Annotated in this window: 16 protein-coding genes; 1 reads left to right on the plus strand and 15 read right to left on the minus strand. The window is 63.4% G+C overall.

All coding sequences use genetic code 11. From position 1 onward, the window contains the following. Window positions 1-22: 22 nt before the first annotated feature. The 9 genes from V1261_RS03010 to V1261_RS03050 form a co-directional block, all read right to left on the minus strand. The gene (locus tag V1261_RS03010) at window positions 23-448 is read right to left on the minus strand and encodes a DUF2442 domain-containing protein (protein WP_329769957.1); all 426 of its coding nucleotides are present in this window, start codon (window positions 446-448) and stop codon (window positions 23-25) included. Then, window positions 441-719: a DUF4160 domain-containing protein gene (locus tag V1261_RS03015; protein WP_329769958.1), complete on the minus strand. Its 279-nt coding sequence runs from the start codon at window positions 717-719 to the stop codon at window positions 441-443. The genes V1261_RS03010 and V1261_RS03015 overlap by 8 nt, the downstream gene beginning before the upstream one ends. 113 nt (window positions 720-832) lie before the next feature. Continuing rightward, entirely contained in the window at window positions 833-1,960 is a 1,128-nt protein-coding gene (locus V1261_RS03020) for an acyl-CoA dehydrogenase family protein (protein ID WP_329769959.1), read from the minus strand. Between the two features lie 57 nt (window positions 1,961-2,017). Then, on the minus strand, window positions 2,018-2,692 hold the full coding sequence (locus V1261_RS03025; RefSeq protein WP_329769960.1) for an SDR family oxidoreductase: 675 nt from the start codon (window positions 2,690-2,692) through the stop codon (window positions 2,018-2,020). 66 nt (window positions 2,693-2,758) lie between these two features. Continuing rightward, window positions 2,759-3,940, minus strand: coding sequence for an acetyl-CoA C-acyltransferase (locus V1261_RS03030; protein ID WP_329769961.1), 1,182 nt, complete (start codon window positions 3,938-3,940; stop codon window positions 2,759-2,761). 5 nt (window positions 3,941-3,945) lie between these two features. Further along, complete coding sequence (aceK, locus tag V1261_RS03035) at window positions 3,946-5,769, minus strand: bifunctional isocitrate dehydrogenase kinase/phosphatase (RefSeq protein ID WP_329769962.1); 1,824 nt, start codon at window positions 5,767-5,769, stop codon at window positions 3,946-3,948. A gap of 48 nt (window positions 5,770-5,817) precedes the next feature. Next, entirely contained in the window at window positions 5,818-6,498 is a 681-nt protein-coding gene (gene can, locus V1261_RS03040) for a carbonate dehydratase (RefSeq protein WP_329769963.1), read from the minus strand. Between the two features lie 67 nt (window positions 6,499-6,565). Continuing rightward, window positions 6,566-7,747: an isovaleryl-CoA dehydrogenase gene (locus V1261_RS03045; protein WP_329769964.1), complete on the minus strand. Its 1,182-nt coding sequence runs from the start codon at window positions 7,745-7,747 to the stop codon at window positions 6,566-6,568. A 90-nt stretch (window positions 7,748-7,837) separates the two neighbouring features. Continuing rightward, on the minus strand, window positions 7,838-8,254 hold the full coding sequence (locus V1261_RS03050) for a MerR family transcriptional regulator (RefSeq protein WP_329769965.1): 417 nt from the start codon (window positions 8,252-8,254) through the stop codon (window positions 7,838-7,840). A 238-nt stretch (window positions 8,255-8,492) separates the two neighbouring features. On the opposite strand from V1261_RS03050, the gene V1261_RS03055 reads away from it, so the two are divergent. Further along, a complete protein-coding gene (locus V1261_RS03055) occupies window positions 8,493-9,080 on the plus strand; it encodes a septal ring lytic transglycosylase RlpA family protein (RefSeq protein WP_329769966.1) in 588 nt (195 codons plus the stop codon). A gap of 71 nt (window positions 9,081-9,151) precedes the next feature. Here the strand turns inward: V1261_RS03055 and V1261_RS03060 are convergent, their stop codons facing one another. The 6 genes from V1261_RS03060 to V1261_RS03085 form a co-directional block, all read right to left on the minus strand. After that, complete coding sequence (locus V1261_RS03060) at window positions 9,152-9,964, minus strand: M48 family metallopeptidase (RefSeq protein ID WP_329769967.1); 813 nt, start codon at window positions 9,962-9,964, stop codon at window positions 9,152-9,154. Window positions 9,965-9,984: 20 nt separating this feature from the next. Then, window positions 9,985-10,605 (minus strand): D-glycero-beta-D-manno-heptose 1,7-bisphosphate 7-phosphatase, encoded by a 621-nt coding sequence (gene gmhB, locus V1261_RS03065; protein ID WP_329769969.1) that lies wholly within the window; start codon window positions 10,603-10,605, stop codon window positions 9,985-9,987. Window positions 10,606-10,625: 20 nt separating this feature from the next. Continuing rightward, window positions 10,626-12,803 (minus strand): glycine--tRNA ligase subunit beta, encoded by a 2,178-nt coding sequence (gene glyS, locus V1261_RS03070; RefSeq protein ID WP_329769970.1) that lies wholly within the window; start codon window positions 12,801-12,803, stop codon window positions 10,626-10,628. An 11-nt stretch (window positions 12,804-12,814) separates the two neighbouring features. Further along, window positions 12,815-13,735, minus strand: coding sequence for a glycine--tRNA ligase subunit alpha (glyQ, locus tag V1261_RS03075; RefSeq protein WP_329769971.1), 921 nt, complete (start codon window positions 13,733-13,735; stop codon window positions 12,815-12,817). A 70-nt stretch (window positions 13,736-13,805) separates the two neighbouring features. After that, complete coding sequence (lnt, locus tag V1261_RS03080; protein WP_329769972.1) at window positions 13,806-15,446, minus strand: apolipoprotein N-acyltransferase; 1,641 nt, start codon at window positions 15,444-15,446, stop codon at window positions 13,806-13,808. A 28-nt stretch (window positions 15,447-15,474) separates the two neighbouring features. Next, a complete protein-coding gene (locus tag V1261_RS03085) occupies window positions 15,475-16,356 on the minus strand; it encodes an HlyC/CorC family transporter (protein WP_329769973.1) in 882 nt (293 codons plus the stop codon). Window positions 16,357-16,382 lie beyond the last annotated feature (26 nt).

A 16,382-nucleotide genomic window follows, 5' to 3' on the forward strand; every position in this document is an offset into this window, starting at 1 on the left:
AAGCTACCAGCATCTCTTTATTTCAGGAGTCTGCCAAAGGCCTGGCCTTGCGTGGTCGACCACCCAGACGCCCATTAGCCCGCGCTGCTACCGCCTTGGCCGGCGAGCTGACGCGACCGCCCACAGCACCGATCTGCGCCATCCAGCGCTTGCTGCCGAACACCCCTTTGATCAGATGCGGTACATACAGATCCACATCCAGATCCGGCCAGTAGAGACCCAGACCAGCGCCCGTCACCTCGATCCTTGACAAGGCCGTAGGTGCTGCATCTGCCAGCCCTTGGGCATGCGCCACCGGAAATGCAAACGCACAGCCATTATCCAGTTCGATGCAGATACGACCCTCTTCATGACGCGCCGACAAGGCCAACGGGCCATGCGCAAGCAACTGCTCGCCACGCGCACTGGCCTGCAGGTAGTCGCTTTCGGTGATCAGGGATTCAGCCATGGATGTTCTCCCATTGTTGGCATAACTGTCCGATATGCCGTGTCAGATAGGCCGCCAGTTGCCGCAACTGCTGCAACGTAAATCCTTTCTGGCTGTACAGCTTCACTCTGGCCAGATCACACAGCAACTCGAACCTGGCATGTTCCTCCACACCCAGCACATGCACATGTGGCGGGCGATGGTCATTCGGATAAATCACGATACGCCAGGCCCGGAAGGGCGGAAGTACAGCAGGCATGTTCAATATAACCCAAGCAATCTTGGGTTTCAAGAATTCAGACAAGCCGCATGATAACAAATATGAATTCTTTTTTATTAACTTTCATGAGGCGAGCACAAAAAAGCGGCCCGCAGGCCGCCCCATCAAATCACCTCACCAGCCACTCACAGCGCCCGGGAAATGATGATCTTCTGCACATCACTCGTGCCCTCGTAGATCTGGCACACGCGCACGTCGCGGTAGATACGCTCCACCGGGAAGTCGGCCGTCACGCCGTAGCCACCCAGGGTCTGGATCGCCACCGAGCAGACCTTTTCGGCCGTTTCGCTGGCAAACAGCTTGGCCATGGCCGCTTCCTTCAGGCAGGGCTTGCCGGCATCGCGCAGGCTGGCGGCGTGCCAGATCAGCTGGCGTGCCGCTTCCAGTTGCGTGGCGCAATCGGCCAGGCGGAAAGACACCGCCTGGTGCTCGATGATCGGCACGCCGAAGGCCTCGCGCTCCTTGGCGTACTGGATGGCAAAATCCAGCGCGCTGCGCGCCATGCCCACGCTCTGCGAGGCAATGCCGATACGGCCGCCTTCCAGCGCGCTCAGGGCAATCTTGTAGCCCTCGCCTTCCTCGCCGATCAGGTTCTCGGCCGGAATGCGGCAGTTGTCAAACAGGATCTGTGCGGTATCGCTGCTGTGCTGGCCCAGCTTGTGCTCCAGGCTGGCGACTTTCCAGCCCGGGTTGTCGGTGCCCACCATGAAGGCGCTCAGGCCCTTCTTGCCGGCAGCCTTGTCGGTCACGGCGATCACCACCGCGGCCTGGCCATGCTTGCCGCTGGTAATGAACTGCTTGGTACCGTTGATCACGTACTCATTGCCGTCCTTCACCGCCGTGGTGCGGATGGCGGAAGCGTCGGAGCCCACGTGCGGCTCGGTCAGGCAGAACGCACCCAGGATATCGCCACGCGCAGCCGGCACCAGCCACTGCTGCTTCTGCTGCTCATTGCCGTAACGCATCAGGATCGCGTTGTACGGGCAGTTGGTCACGCTGATCGCCGTGCTGGTACCGCCGTCACCGGCAGCGATCTCTTCCAGCACCAGGGCCAGCGTCACGTAATCCAGGCTGGCTCCGCCGTACTCTTCCGGTACGCAGATACCATAGGCACCCAGCTCGGCCAGGCCCTTGTGTGCTTCCTTGGGGAAGGTGTGCTCCTTGTCCCACTGGGCGGCATTGGGCCACAGCTGTTCTTGTGCAAAGGCGCGAACGGCATCGCGCACCATTTCCTGGTCCTGGGTCAGCAGCATGGCTTTCTCCTCGTGTTCTGTTCTTGAAAAATTCTCGGGATGACAGGCAGGTGCGACTTACCAGTCCAGCGCCTGGCCATCGTATTGCAGGAAGCCGCCATTGGCCGGATGGTTCTCCAGCACCTCGCGCATGCCACGCGCACTGTCCTCGACCTTCACCGGCGCCTCGGCACCGCCCATGTCGGTCTGCGTCCAACCCGGATGCAGCAGCACCATGGTGCTACGCGGGTAATCAAAACGGGCCGATGCCACAGCCATGTTGAGCGCCGTCTTGCTGACACGGTACAGCCAGCTGTGGCTGCTGTCGGCAACGGCAATGCTGCCCAGAATGCTGGACACGAAAGCAAAGACGCCACCCTGGCCGCCCCGCCCTGCTTCTACCAGCGGCGCCACCTGAGGAATCACCTGCATCGCACCGAGCACGTTGGCGTGCATGACCTGGTCAAAGTCCTGTTGCGTTGGCGGGCTCAGTGCATCACCGCGGCCGGGCACTCCCGCCACATAAATCGCCACATCCAGCGCTACACCATCCAGCTGCCAGCTCAAGCCGCTGACACTGGCCGGATCAGCCACATCCACACGCAAGGCCTGGGCCACGCCCAGTGCTTCCAGCCGGGCCAGTCCGGCATCATCCCGCGCGGTGGCAATCACCTGATCGCCATTCGCCACATACTGGCGCGCCATCTCGTAGCCAATGCCACGCGAGGCACCTATCAGCAACACCTGTGCCATGCTGTCTCCTGTCACCTGTCTCACAGGCAGGGCGCTACCCCATGGCAGCCACCCTGCGGTCTGGCATTACACCAGTTCGATACACATGGAAGTGCCTTCACCGCCGCCGATACACAGCGTGGCCAGGCCCTTCTTCAGGCCGCGCGCCTTCAGCGCGTGGATCAGCGTCACCACGATACGGGCACCGGAAGCGCCGATCGGGTGGCCCAGCGCGCAGGCGCCGCCGTTCACGTTGACCTTGTCATGCGGCACGTTCAGCTCGGCCATCAGCGCCATCGGCACCACGGCAAAAGCCTCGTTCACTTCCCACAGGTCCACGTCCTCGACCTTCCAGCCGGCCTTGTCCAGCGCCTTCTTGGTAGAACCAACCGGAGCGGTGGTGAACCAGTTGGGCTCCTGCGCGAAGGCGGCGTGGCTGACGATGCGTGCCAGCGGCGTGCAACCCAGCTCCTTGGCCTTGGATTCGGTCATCAGCACCACGGCGGCAGCGCCGTCGTTGATGCTGGAAGAAGCGGCAGCGGTAATCGTGCCGTCCTTCTTGAAGGCGGGACGCAGCGTCGGGATCTTGTCGATCTTGATCTTGCCCGGACCTTCGTCGGTGTCGATCACGCGCTCGCCCTTGCGATCAGCCACGGTCACCGGCACGATCTCGTCCTTGAAGGCGCCAGCAGCGATGGCGTCCTGCGCGCGCTGCACGCTGGCCATGGCAAACGCGTCCTGCTGCTCGCGCGTGAAGTTGTACTTCTCGGCACACTCTTCGCCGAAGGTACCCATGCTGCGGCCTTCCTCGTAGGCATCTTCCAGGCCGTCCAGCATCATGTGGTCATACACCTTGTCGTGACCGATGCGGTAGCCGCCACGTGCCTTCTTCAGCAGGTAGGGGGCGTTGGTCATGCTTTCCATGCCACCGGCCACCAGGATGTCGGCGCTGCCGGCCTTGATGGTGTCGGCAGCCATCATGATGGTCTGCATGGCAGAGCCGCACACCTTGTGCACGGTCACGGCAGCGGAAGACTTGGGCAGGCCAGCCTTCAGCGTGGCCTGGCGCGCCGGCGCCTGGCCCTGGCCAGCCATCAGCACGTTGCCGAAGTAGACCTGCTCGACCTGCTCGGGCTTCAGGCCGGCCTGCTCGACGGCAGCCTTGATCGCCACGGCACCCAGATCGCTGGCAGACAGATTGGCAAAGTCGCTCTGGAAAGAGCCCATGGGGGTGCGCTTTGCGGCGACGATAACGATGGATTCAGCCATGCTTTTTACTCCTGTGGGGTTGGCAGGTCCTGCTGGCGGGAAAACCGCCGATCCTGCTCATAGGGAAATACATCCAGCACTTCACCACGCTGGATGCGCTCTTTGTGCGCCTGCCAGAACTGGGGGTCCAGCAGGTCGCCGTGGTATTTCATGAAGACTTCGCGCACGGCATCGTTGCCGAGCAGGAAGGGCCCGAAGGTTTCGGGGAATACGTCCTTGGGTCCGACGTGATACCAGATCTCGCCCGACATCTCGTCTTCCTCGTTGCGTGGCGCTGGCACCTTGCGGAAATTGCAGTCGGTCATGTATTCGATTTCATCGTAATCGTAAAACACGACCTTTCCATGACGCGTGACGCCAAAGTTCTTCCACAGCATGTCGCCCGGGAAGATGTTGGCCGCCACCAGATCCTTGATCGCATTGCCATATTCGATCACGGCATGCTCCATCTGGTGGCGCGCCTTCGGGCTGTCCAGGCCGGAATCGAAGGATTCCTGCAGGTAGATATTCAGCGGCACCATGCGGCGCTCGATATAGACGTGCTTGAGGATGACCTCCTGCTGGCCATTGCCGTCGCGGTCGGAAATCTCGATCTGGCTCGGGGCGAACTTCTGGATTTCCTCGATCAGCTCGTCCTCGAAACGGTCGCGTGCAAACGCCACCAGGCTGTACTCCATGGTGTCGGCCATGCGGCCCACGCGGTCGTGGTCGCGTACCAGCTTGTACTTTTCCTTGATCAGTTCGCGCGAGGTGTCCTTCTGCGGCGGGTAGTAGTCCTTGATCACCTTGAACACATAGGGGAAGGACGGCAGGTCGAACACCAGCATCACCATGCCCTTGATGCCGGGGGCGATGCGGAACTTGTCGGTGCTGTGCAGCAGGTGGAACAGGAAGTCGCGGTAGAACAACGTCTTGCCCTGCTTGGCCAGGCCGAGCGCGTTGTAGATCTCGGCGCGCGGCAGGCGCGGCATCAGGCTGCGCAGGAAGTGCACATAGGCCGAGGGGATCTCCATGTCGACCATGAAGTAGGCCCGCGCAAAACTGAACAGCGACTGCAGGTCGTTCTCGCCAAACAACGCGGCGTCGATGTACAGCTTGCCGTTCTCGTTGAACAGGATCGGCAGCGAAAACGGCACCTCGCGGAAGCTGTTGACGATCTTGCCCACCACATAGGCGCCCTTGTTGCGGAAGAACAGGTTGGACAGCACCTGCACCTGGAAGTTGGAGCGCAACCGGCCATCGCCGATCTGCGCCAGGAACAGCGGCTCGATGCGGCTGATGTCGGCGTCCAGGTCCTCGAACGGGGCATGCAGGCCGTAGTCCAGGATCAGCGTTTCCAGGCAGCCGCGCAGCTCGCCAGCGCTCTTCGGGTAGTAGGCACGGTAGGACGTGACCTTCACGTCCGGCTGGCATTCGATGTACTCGGTGCTGATGGCAGGCAGCACGAAGACGAAATCGTTGTGGAAATAGCTGCGGTGCAGGATCTTGGTGGTGACCGAGTTGAAGAAGGTCTCGGCCAGCTCGGGCTGGTGGTGGTTGACCAGCAGCCCGATGTAGATCAGCTTGGCATGTAGCCAGACATCCATCGGCAGGTGCTGGGCGCGGAATTCGCGCTCCAGCCGCAGCACGCATTCGCGCACGCGCATGTCGTAAAAGGCAATGCGTTCGCGCTGGGCGCGTTGCTGACCATGCCAGTCCTGGATCTCGAAACGCTGCTTGGCGCGCGAGGATTCGGCACGGAACAGGCGGTAGTGGCGGTCAAAACCGTCCACCATCGCCTGGGCGATATCGGTGGCCAGGGTGGCGTCGTCAGTGGTCTGCGGGATCATGCTGTCTCCGGATGTCCTGCTATTGTCATGAAATGGCTTGTATAGCCATTATCCGCAGTATTTCTGCTCCCAGTGCTCCAGCGCCGCCAGATAGGCTTCCTTCATGTCGGCCGCATCGCCAGCCGTCATGTGCATGTCGTGGATCAGGCCATCGCTGATGCCATAGACCCAGCCGTGCAGCGTCAGGTCCTGGCCGCGCGCCCAGGCATCGGTTACCACGGTGGTCTGTGCCACCTTGATCACCTGCTCGATGGTGTTGAGCTCGCACAGGCCGTCGAGCTGACGCTCCGGCACCACGCGTTCCATGCGGCGGATATGGCGATCGTAGACATCGCGCACGTGGCGAATCCAGTTGTCGGCCAGGCCGACGCGCTGCTCGTGCAGCGCCGCCGCCACGCCACCGCAACCGTAATGGCCCACCACCAGCACGTGCTTGACCTTGAGCTGGTCAACCGCGTACTGCAGCGTGGACAGACAGTTCAGATCAGTCGGCACTACCACGTTGGCCACGTTGCGGTGCACAAACACCTCTCCCGGATCCAGACCGGTGATCTGGTTGGCCGGTACGCGGCTGTCGGAACAGCCAATCCACATGTATTCGGGATTCTGCTGGGCCAGCAGGCGCGAGAAGAAGCCGGGGTTTTTGACGACCTGCTGCTCCGCCCAGCGCCGATTGCTCTCGAACAGGTTTTCCAGGTTATCGACTTTCTTCTTGGCTGTGTCTGTCATGTGTTTCCTTGTTGTTCCATGGAAAAAAGCCCTGTCCGGGGGGACAGGGCCTGGCTGCATGCCGGTCTTACATGGTTTCTGCGAACAACTCGCGACCAATCAGCATGCGGCGGATCTCGCTGGTGCCGGCGCCAATCTCGTAGAGCTTGGCATCACGCCACAAGCGACCCAGCGGGTACTCGTTAATATAGCCGTTGCCACCGAAGATCTGAATGCCGTCACCGGCCATCTTGGTTGCCATTTCCGCCGTCCACAGGATAACGGATGCGCAGTCCTTGCGCACCTGGCGGGCATGGCCGCCACCAAGGGCATCGAGGTTTTTGCCGATGGTGTACAGGAAGGAGCGGCCCGCCTGCAGCAGTGTGTACATGTCGGCGACCTTGCCCTGGATCAGCTGGAATTCGCCAATGCTCTGGCCAAACTGCTTGCGATCGTGGATATAGGGCACGACGTTGTCCATCACGGCCTGCATGATACCGACCGGGCCAGCGGCCAGCACGGCGCGCTCGTAGTCCAGGCCGCTCATCAGCACCTTCACGCCGCCGTTGAGCTCACCCAGAATGTTCTCGGCCGGCACTTCCACGTCCTGGAACACCATCTCGCCGGTATGGCTGCCGCGCATGCCCAGCTTGTCCAGCTTCTGTGCCGTGCTGAAGCCCTTCATGCCCTTCTCGACCACGAAGGCGGTGATGCCGCGTGCGCCCAGCTCGGGCTCGGTCTTGGCATAGACCACCATGGTGTCGGCGTCAGGGCCGTTGGTGATCCACATCTTGCTGCCGTTGAGCAGGTAGTAGCCGCCCTTGTCCTCGGCCTTGAGCTTCATGCTCACCACGTCGGAGCCGGCACCCGGCTCGGACATGGCCAGCGCACCGATGTGCTCGCCGCTGCACAGCTTGGGCAGGTACTTCTGCTTCTGCGCCTCGTTGCCGTTGCGCTTGATCTGGTTCACGCACAGGTTGGAGTGCGCGCCGTAGCTCAGGCCGATGGCGGCGCTGGCGCGGCTGATTTCTTCCAGCGCGATCATGTGCGCCAGGTAACCCATGTTGGTGCCACCGTATTCTTCGGGCACGGTCATGCCCAGCACGCCCAGCTCGCCGAATTTCTGCCACAGGTCCATCGGAAACTGGTCCGTACGGTCTGCCTCGGCAGCGCGCGGGGCGATTTCAACCTGGGCAAAGGTGTATACGGCGTCGCGCAGTGCGTCGATGTCTTCGCCGAGCTGGAAGTCGAGTCCGGGCATGTTGCTCATGGGTGTCTCCTGTGTGGTCAGTGGTGTATGCCGAAATTGTATGACGTTGACGTAAACGTCAAATACAGGTTTCCCCTAATACCTGCGGGGTCAAGTGCTTTTTTTTGTCGAGGCCGGCTCCATCTGCTGCAGCACGGTGCGCGCCTCGTCCTCGTGCGCCTTCACCTCATCGAGGTTGGCCTGCAGCTCGGCCAGCTGTGTCTCCAGCTGGCAACGGTGGTGCGCCAGCGTCTGCAGGTACTTGCGCAGCTGCGGGGCCGTATCACGCGGGCTTTCGTAGAGATCGATGATTTCCTTGGCCTCGGCCAGGCTGAAACCGAGGCGCTTGGCACGCAGCGTGAGCTTGAGATGGATGCGGTCACGCGGGGAATAGATGCGCACGCGCTGCCCTGCCCCTTCGCGGCGGGGGTTCAGCAAGCCCATGTCTTCATAAAAACGGATGGCACGGGTCGTCAGGTCAAATTCCTTGGCCAGATCGCTGATGGTGTAGGTGGTGCCGCTTGCCATGTCTTGTCTCACTCCTGGATCTGCCCGCAGATCTTGTTGTATTTATCGTCTGTATTTATGGATTGGGATTGTAGGTCGCGCATGGCCGGAAGCAAGTCCCCGGGCGCTAGCCGTTTTCAGGACAAAGCTGTCAATAGGCTGAAAAATGCATGAAGATCGCATCTTTTATGCCATTTTTTCGTGTCAAACGCCACAAAAAAGTTGCGAAGTCCTTCAACGCGGGGTAAATTTTGCCCCTATGACTATTTCCACCACTCTTTCCGGCGCCCGTATCGTGCTGTCCCGGGTGCTGAAAACCGCTGCTGCCGTGGCGCTTTCCACCACCCTGATGGCACCGGCCGCCGCCCAGTCCGACAAGTTCGAACTGGCTGCCCCCGCCGCCGACAGCTTCTCCAAGGCCCAGAACCTGCGTGACCGCAAGGCCGAGGCCGTGCTGCCGAACGAGAAGACCGTCACCTCCCTCAGCAAGCCGACCGAGCTGCACGCCGACACCCAGGTGGCGTCGTTCCAGCAAGGCAGCGCCTCCTGGTACGGTGCGCAATTCCACAACCGCCTGACCGCCAACGGCGAGCGCTACAACATGAACGCCATGACGGCTGCCCACAAGACGCTGCCCTTTGGCACGCTGGTGCGCGTGGAAAGCCCGACCACCGGCAAGTCCGTGATCGTGCGCATCAACGACCGTGGTCCCTACGCCAAGGGCCGCATCATCGACCTGAGCCGTGCCGCTGCCACGCAGCTGGGCGTGAAGGACATGGGCGTGTATCGCGTGAAACTGTACAAGGCCGGCCAGAACGGCAAGAAGGGCAAGCGCATCAGCTCCTGATCGCGTCCTGCACCCGACAAGCGCCCTGCGGCTGATCGCCCAGGGCGTTTTGTTTTGGCTGCTTCAGGCGTTCACCACTGCGGCAGGCGTGCGCGTGACAGCCAGTCGCGCTGTTCGCGATAGTCGGGCATCAGCTGCTCGACCAGCGCCCAGAAGCGCGGGCTGTGGTTCATCTCGCGCAGGTGGCAGAGTTCGTGCACCACCACGTAATCGAGCACTGCCGGCGGAAAATGCAGCAGGCCCCAATGCAGGCGAATCACGCCGCGCGCACTGGCACTGCCCCAGCGCGTACGCGCATTGCTCAGGTGCAGCGCCGTGCAATGCACGTCCAGCATCGGCGCATAGACGGCAACGCGCTGCTGCAAATGGCGCAGCGCCTGCTGCTGGAACCAGGCCAGCGTGACGCGCCGCATGTCGGCTGCCGTGGCCTGCGGCGGCAGGCTCAGCGTCAGGCTGGCGGACGCATCCTGCACGCCGGGCTGCCAGTGCGCCAGGCTGGCGAGCCGGGCCTGGGCGCGCGCCGAAGGCAGTTTGCCAGCCGATGCCGGCTGTTCGCACAAGAGCACCCGGGCCGGCTGCCCCAGCACCTGCAACTGCATGCCGTGCTGCCAGTGCAGCGGCTGCATGGCCGCCTTGCCAGCCAGATAATGCTCGCGCAGCTTGCGCAGGATCCAGGCAGCCTTGGACAGCAGCACATGCTCGACCTGGCCCCGCGTGACCCAGAAAGGTGCTGATACCGCCAGACCGTCCTGGGTGATGCGCATGCCCAGCGTGCGGCGGTGGCTGCGCTGCAGCCGGTAGCCAATGTCCTGACCCTCCAGCACCAGCTGGCAGTTGGCCTGCGGGTGCTGCAGCAGCGGTTCGGAGCGGGTGGACTCGGTCATGCGGATGCTGCAGCCGGTGTTCAGGGTGTCAGGCCAGCCGGACTGCCGGCGGCCACCTCAGCCTGTGCTGCTTCTTCTTCGAGCAGCAGGGTGCGGGCAAAATCGAGGAAATCGCTGTGCACGCGCGTATGGGGCGGAAACGCCGGGTCCAGCGGCTGGTCACGCCAGATTTCGCCTTCACCGGTGCAGACCAGGTGCACCATGCAGCCGGCCGCCGAGGCTGCCTGCACGTCACGCAGCGCATCGCCCACGGCATGGATGGACGACAGCTCGACGCCGTAGCGCTCGGCAATCTCCAGGAACATGCCGGATTCGGGCTTGCGGCAACTGCAGGCTTCTTCCAGGCTGTGCGGGCAGAAGAACACGGCGTCGATACGGCCGCCATGCGCCTGCACCTGGCGGTGCATGACCTCATGGATCTGGTTGAGCGAGGCCATGTCCATCACGCCGCGCCCCAGCGCCGGCTGGTTGCTGGCCACCACCACATGCCAGCCGGCACGCGCCAGCAGGCCAAGCGCTTCCATGGCACCGGGAATCGGCTCCCACTCCTCCGGGCCCTTGATGTAGCCCTTGCGGTACACATTCAGGGTGCCGTCGCGGTCAACCACGATCAGCTTGAGGGGGGCTCTGCGCGGTGCCATGGCGGTGCTCCGGAATCCGTTCAGACGGCCAGGCGCGCCAGGTCGGCCACGCGGTTCATCGCCTGGTGCAGCATTTTCAGCAGCCCCTGGCGGTTCATGCGCAGGTCGTCCTGTTCGGCGTTGACCATCACGTCGTCAAAAAAGGTATCGACCGGCACGCGCAGCGCGGCCAGCGCCTGCAGCGATTCGGTGTAGCGGCCCTGCTCCACATGGGCATCGGCCTCGGGCAGGATCTGCTGCATGGCGGCAAACAGGTCTTTCTCGGCCTGTTCCTGCAGCAGCATTTCGCTGACGTGGGCATCGACCACCTGGCCGACATCGCCAGCCTTGCGCAGGATGTTGCCGATGCGCTTGTTGGCCGCAGCCAGCGCCTGGGCTTCGGGCAGTTGCGCGAAGGCGCGTACCGCATCCAGACGCGCCGGGATCTCGCCCCAGGCCGGACGCACGGCGATCACGGCATCGGCCTCCTGTGCGCTGTAGCCCTGCTCGCGCAGGTAGCCGCCGATGCGCTCGTAGATGAAGTCCAGCAGCTGCTGGTTGCTGCTGGCCGCATCGGGCAGCAGCGTGCCGAAGATACCGCCAACGGCGGTGACCAGCGTGGACAGGTCCAGCGGCAGGCGCTTTTCGATCAGGATGCGGATCACGCCCAGCGCGTGGCGGCGCAGCGCGAACGGGTCCTTGTCGCCGGTCGGCAGGTTGCCGATGCCGAACATGCCGACCAGGGTTTCCAGCTTGTCGGCCAGTGCCAGCACGGTACCGGTCTGGTTACGCGGCAGCAGGTCGCCAGCAAAGCGCGGCTTGTAGTGGTCCTCGATGGCCACGGCCACGCCGTCACGCAGGCCTTCGTGGCGCGCATAGTACTGGCCCATGATGCCCTGCAGCTCGGGGAATTCGCCGACCATATCGGTCAGCAGGTCGCACTTGGCCAGCTGCGCCGCCTGCTGCACCTTGCTGTCGAGCACATCGAAACTGTCCTTGTCTTCCAGCGTGTAGGGGTGGGTACCCAGACGCAGCTGGTTGACGATGGCGTGGGCGATCTGGCGCACGCGTTCGCTGCGCTCGGCCTGGGTGCCCAGCTTGTTGTGGTAGACCACCTTGGCCAGGCCGGGAATGCGCTCTTCGAGCTTTTTCTTGCGGTCCTGGTCAAAGAAGAACTTGGCATCGGCCAGGCGCGGACGGATCACGCGCTCGTTGCCACCGATCACGGCCGAGGCGTCATCGGGATTGATGTTGCTGACCACCAGGAAGCGGTTGGTCAGCTTGCCCTCGGCATCCAGCAGCGGGAAGTACTTCTGGTTGGCCTTCATGGTCAGGATCAGGCATTCCTGCGGCACTTCCAGGAATTCGGGTTCGAATTCGCAGACCAGCACCTTGGGACGCTCGACCAGCGCCGTGACTTCCTCGAGCAGCGCGTCATCGCTGATCGGCGTGTAGCCATTGCCCAGCTGGATCGCGGCCAGCTCCAGCTGGTGCGCGATATCGGCCTTGCGCTCCTCGAAGCTGGCGATCACGGCGCCCTGCTCGCGCAGCGTATCGGCGTAGCTGTCGGCATGGTCCAGCTCGATCGGCTCGGCCTTGCCCTCGAAACGGTGGCCGTGCGTCTGGCGACCGGACTGCAGGCCCAGCGCCTGCACCGGCACCACGCTGCTGCCATGCAGCGCCACCAGGCCGTGTGCAGGGCGCACGAACTGCACGCTGCTCCAGCCCGGCATCTCGCAGCCGGTTTCGAGCTGGTAGGTCATGACCTTGGGAATCGGCAATTTGGCAATCGCTTCTTCGAGCGCCTTCTGCAGGCCGCTGTCGAGCGTGGCACCGTCGATCACGCTGTCCAGGAACAGCGATTCGGCCTTGCCGTCCTGCTGGCGCTTGAGTTGCGGCACCGCATCAGCGCCTTTGCCGAGCGCCTGCAGCTTTTTCAGCAGCGCAGGCGTGGCCTGGCCATCGGCATCGAGGCCGACCGTGACCGGCATCAGCTTGAGTTGCACCGGCTTGTCTGCCGCCTTGGCCACCACGCGGGTGACATGGGCGGCCAGGCGGCGCGGGCTGGCAAACGGGGTGGCCACGCTGTCGCCATTGGCCAGGCCTTGCGCGCGCAGCGCGGCCAGCAGGGAATCGGCAAAGGACTGGCCCAGCTTCTTCAGCGCCTTGGGCGGCAGTTCTTCGACAAACAGTTCTACGAGCAGATTGGGAATCGTCATGGTGTTCTTTCTCAGGCGGCCTTCTTGTCCTTGGTGGCGGCTTCCATCTGGGCCACCCATTCACGCGGTGCCATGGGGAAGCCCAGGCGCTCACGGCTCTCGTAATAGCTTTGCGCCACGGCACGCGCCAGGTTGCGGATGCGGCCGATGTAGGCTGCGCGCTCGGTGACGGAAATCGCACCGCGGGCATCCAGCAGGTTGAAGGTATGCGCGGCCTTGAGCACCTGCTCGTAGGCCGGCAGCGCCAGCTGCTGTTCGATCAGGTACCTGGCCTGCTTTTCGTGTGCGGCAAAGGCCTGGAACAGGAAATCGGCATCGCTGTGCTCGAAGTTGTAGGTGGACTGCTCCACCTCGTTCTGGTGGTAGACGTCGCCATAGGTCAGCTCATCGGTCCACTGCAGCTTGTAGACGTTGTCCACGCCCTGCAGGTACATCGCCAGGCGCTCCAGGCCGTAGGTGATCTCGCCGGTGGCCGGCTTGCAGTCGATGCCGCCAACCTGCTGGAAATAGGTGAACTGGGTCACTTCCATGCCGTTGAGCCAGACTTCCCAGCCCAGACCCCAGGCGCCCAGCGTCGGGTTTTCCCAGTCGTCCTCGACGAAGCGGATGTCGTTCTTCTTCAGGTCGAAGCCGAGTGCTTCCAGGCTGCCCAGGTAGAGCTCGAGGATGTTGGACGGCGCCGGCTTGAGCACCACCTGGTACTGGTAGTAATGCTGCAGGCGGTTCGGGTTGTTGCCATAGCGGCCATCCTTGGGGCGGCGGCTGGGCTGCACGTAGGCGGCCTTCCAGGGTTCGGGACCGATGGCGCGCAGGAAGGTGGCGGTGTGGCTGGTGCCGGCACCGACTTCCATGTCATAGGGTTGCAGCAGCGCGCAGCCCTGGGCGTCCCAGTATCGCTGCAGCTTGAGGATGATTTGTTGGAATGTCAGCATGAAATGTCCTGTCTGCCCGCGAAGGGGCCAATAAACCATTTTAGCGGGGGAATATGGCGCAGGGGTGGCATCAGCCGCGCGGGCGCGGCAGACGCAGGGCAAACAGCGCCAGCAGGGCCGCACCCAGCAGCCACAGCGGCCACAGGCCGAGCTGACCGGCCCAGCGCGCAAACGGCGTCAGGCCCTCGCGGCCCTGCACCTGGCCACGCAACACGCCACGCTCCAGCCGCGGCAGCTCCTGCTGCACCTGGCCCAGATGGTCGATGATGGCGGTGGAACCGGTATTGGTGGCACGCAGCATCGGGCGACCCAGTTCCATGGCGCGCATGCGGCTGATATGGCGGTGCTGGTCGATCGCCACGCTGTCACCAAACCAGGCGATGTTGCTGACGTTGGCGAGGATAGTCGGGGCCTGGCCGGGATCGGTAAAGCTGACTGCCAGCTCTTCACCAAACAGGTCTTCGTAGCAGATATTGGGCTGGATGCGCTGGCCCTGCCAGAGCAGGCGCGGCTGGTTGGCATCGCCGCGCAGGAAGTTGCCCAGCGGCATCACCATCATGTCGACAAACCACTGGAAGCCGTAGGGCACGAATTCGCCAAACGGCACCAGGTGCTGCTTGAGATAGCGGTATTCGGGCTGGCTGGACGGCGGCATCAGCACCTCCGACAGCGGCTGGCTGCCGGACAGCACGGCACCTCCCGGCACCATGCCGACCACGGCATTCGCCAGGCCAGTCTCGAAGGTCCCAGCCGGCGTGCCGATCAGCGCCGCCTGCTCGCCCGTGGCAAAGCGCTGCTGCATGGCCTGCCAGTAGCCCGGCGGCAGCTGGGTCGGCAGGATCGGCAAGGCGGTTTCAGGCAACAGCACCAGTGGCGCCTGCGCCGCAGCCAGCTGCTCGCCGTACCAGACCAGCGCCGCTTCGATGCCGCCGCTGGGCACGAATTTCTCGTCCTGCGGGATATTGCCCTGCATCAGCTCCACGCCCAGCGGCTTGTCGCCCGCCGGCGTAGTCAGGCCGGGATTGACACCTTCACGCAGCGCGATGCCGGCAAACAGCAGCAGCACCACGGTGGCAGAGGTCAGCAGGCCCTGGCGCACCGAAGCGTTGCGACCGTGCAGCTGGCGCAGCGCCAGCAGCGCCGCCAGCCAGCAGGCCAGGAAGCCGATGCCGTAGACGCCGATCCAGGGTGCCCAGCCGGCCAGCGGGCCTTCGACATGGGCGTAGCCCAGCGCGCCCCAGGGAAAACCGGTGAACAGCACGCCTCGGCAAAGCTCGGCCAGCAGCCAGAGCGCGGCAAACAGCAGGCTGCCGCCCGCCCGCGTCGGCCCCTGCAGTGCCAGCCAGAGCCCGCAGGCCAGCGCGTAATACAACGCGAGCGCGCCGGCCAGCAACAGCACCGCCAGTGCCGCCACTCCCGACAGCATGCCGCCATAGACGTGCATGGAGATATACAGCCACCAGAAGGTACTGGCGAGCCAGACCGTGGCCAGCAGCCAGCCACGGCGGAAGCCACGGCGGAAACGCTGGCGTGGCGAATCGGTAGGCGAAACGGAGCACGCCAGCAGCCAGACCGCCAGTGCCAGCACCAGCGGCTGCAGCCACCACAAGGGCATGCCGCCCCAGGGCCAGGCGGTGGACCAGGCCAGCAACACGCCGCACAAGGCCAGCAACAGCAGTCCGAGGCGTCCGGCAGGCAGCGTGTGTGTCATGGTGTCAGGGGATAACCGTGGAACCGGCTCAGTATCCGGCTTCGGGATTGACCGCGCGCGAGACCTTGAACCAGCGCACCGCACCGCCACGCGTGTGCATGACGACGAAGTTCAGGCCGTCCAGCGTGATGTACTCGCCGCGGCGCGGCACATGGCCCATTTCGTGGGCAATCAGGCCGCCAATGGTGTCGAAGTTGTCCGCATCTTCGGGATCGCTGCTGGTGATGCGCACCTCGAAATCCTCGTTGATGCGCTCGACCGGGGTATCGCCACTGACGCGGTAGGAGCCGTCGGCCAGGCTGTAGATATCGCCCTCTTCCTCGTTCTCGTCGAATTCGTCCTCGATCTCGCCGACGATTTCCTCCAGCACGTCCTCGATCGTGACCAGGCCGGCCAGGCGACCGAATTCGTCGATCACCATGGCCTGGTGGTTGCGCTTGACGCGGAATTCACGCAGCAGCTCGTTCAGGCCCTTGCTCTCGGGAATGAACAGCGGCGCGCGCAGCAGCACGCGGATATTCAGGTCGGGGGCGCGCTGCAGCTTGAGCAGGTCCTTGGACATCAGCGTGCCGATGATGTTGTCGCGCTCGCCTTCGAAGACCGGGAAACGTGAGTGCGCGGTGTTGATGACGGTCTTGAGCAGCTCGTCATAGCTGGCATTGATGTCCAGCAGGTCCATGCGCTTGGTTGGCACCATGACATCGCTGGCGGTCATGCCGGCGATGCGCAATACGCCCTCCAGCATGATGCGGCTGTCGGGGCCGATGACATCGTTGCTTTCGGCCTGGGCCAGGGTGTTGTAGAGCTCTTCCGGGGAGTCGGGTCCGGGATGCAGGAATTCGGCGATTTTTTGCAACAGGCTGCGTTTGTCCTCATGTCCCAGACTGGGGGAAGGCGAAGGGTCACTCACGGAATTGAAAGCACTGGCGTGCAGAT

Origin of the sequence: Brachymonas sp. J145 (genome assembly GCF_036312245.1) — a bacterium.
GTDB lineage: Bacteria > Pseudomonadota > Gammaproteobacteria > Burkholderiales > Burkholderiaceae_C > Brachymonas > Brachymonas wangyanguii.

Coding starts and splice junctions, on each gene's coding strand:
- V1261_RS03045 (WP_329769964.1), bottom strand. CDS start 7,747: ATGAGCAACATGCCCGGACTCGACTTCCAGCTCGGCGAAGACATCGAC.
- V1261_RS03030 (WP_329769961.1), bottom strand. CDS start 3,940: ATGGCTGAATCCATCGTTATCGTCGCCGCAAAGCGCACCCCCATGGGC.
- V1261_RS03025 (WP_329769960.1), bottom strand. CDS start 2,692: ATGGCACAGGTGTTGCTGATAGGTGCCTCGCGTGGCATTGGCTACGAG.
- glyQ (WP_329769971.1), bottom strand. CDS start 13,735: ATGCTGACATTCCAACAAATCATCCTCAAGCTGCAGCGATACTGGGAC.
- V1261_RS03010 (WP_329769957.1), bottom strand. CDS start 448: ATGGCTGAATCCCTGATCACCGAAAGCGACTACCTGCAGGCCAGTGCG.
- V1261_RS03060 (WP_329769967.1), bottom strand. CDS start 9,964: ATGACCGAGTCCACCCGCTCCGAACCGCTGCTGCAGCACCCGCAGGCC.
- V1261_RS03050 (WP_329769965.1), bottom strand. CDS start 8,254: ATGGCAAGCGGCACCACCTACACCATCAGCGATCTGGCCAAGGAATTT.
- lnt (WP_329769972.1), bottom strand. CDS start 15,446: ATGACACACACGCTGCCTGCCGGACGCCTCGGACTGCTGTTGCTGGCC.
- V1261_RS03020 (WP_329769959.1), bottom strand. CDS start 1,960: ATGCTGCTGACCCAGGACCAGGAAATGGTGCGCGATGCCGTTCGCGCC.
- gmhB (WP_329769969.1), bottom strand. CDS start 10,605: ATGGCACCGCGCAGAGCCCCCCTCAAGCTGATCGTGGTTGACCGCGAC.
- can (WP_329769963.1), bottom strand. CDS start 6,498: ATGACAGACACAGCCAAGAAGAAAGTCGATAACCTGGAAAACCTGTTC.
- aceK (WP_329769962.1), bottom strand. CDS start 5,769: ATGATCCCGCAGACCACTGACGACGCCACCCTGGCCACCGATATCGCC.
- glyS (WP_329769970.1), bottom strand. CDS start 12,803: ATGACGATTCCCAATCTGCTCGTAGAACTGTTTGTCGAAGAACTGCCG.
- V1261_RS03055 (WP_329769966.1), top strand. CDS start 8,493: ATGACTATTTCCACCACTCTTTCCGGCGCCCGTATCGTGCTGTCCCGG.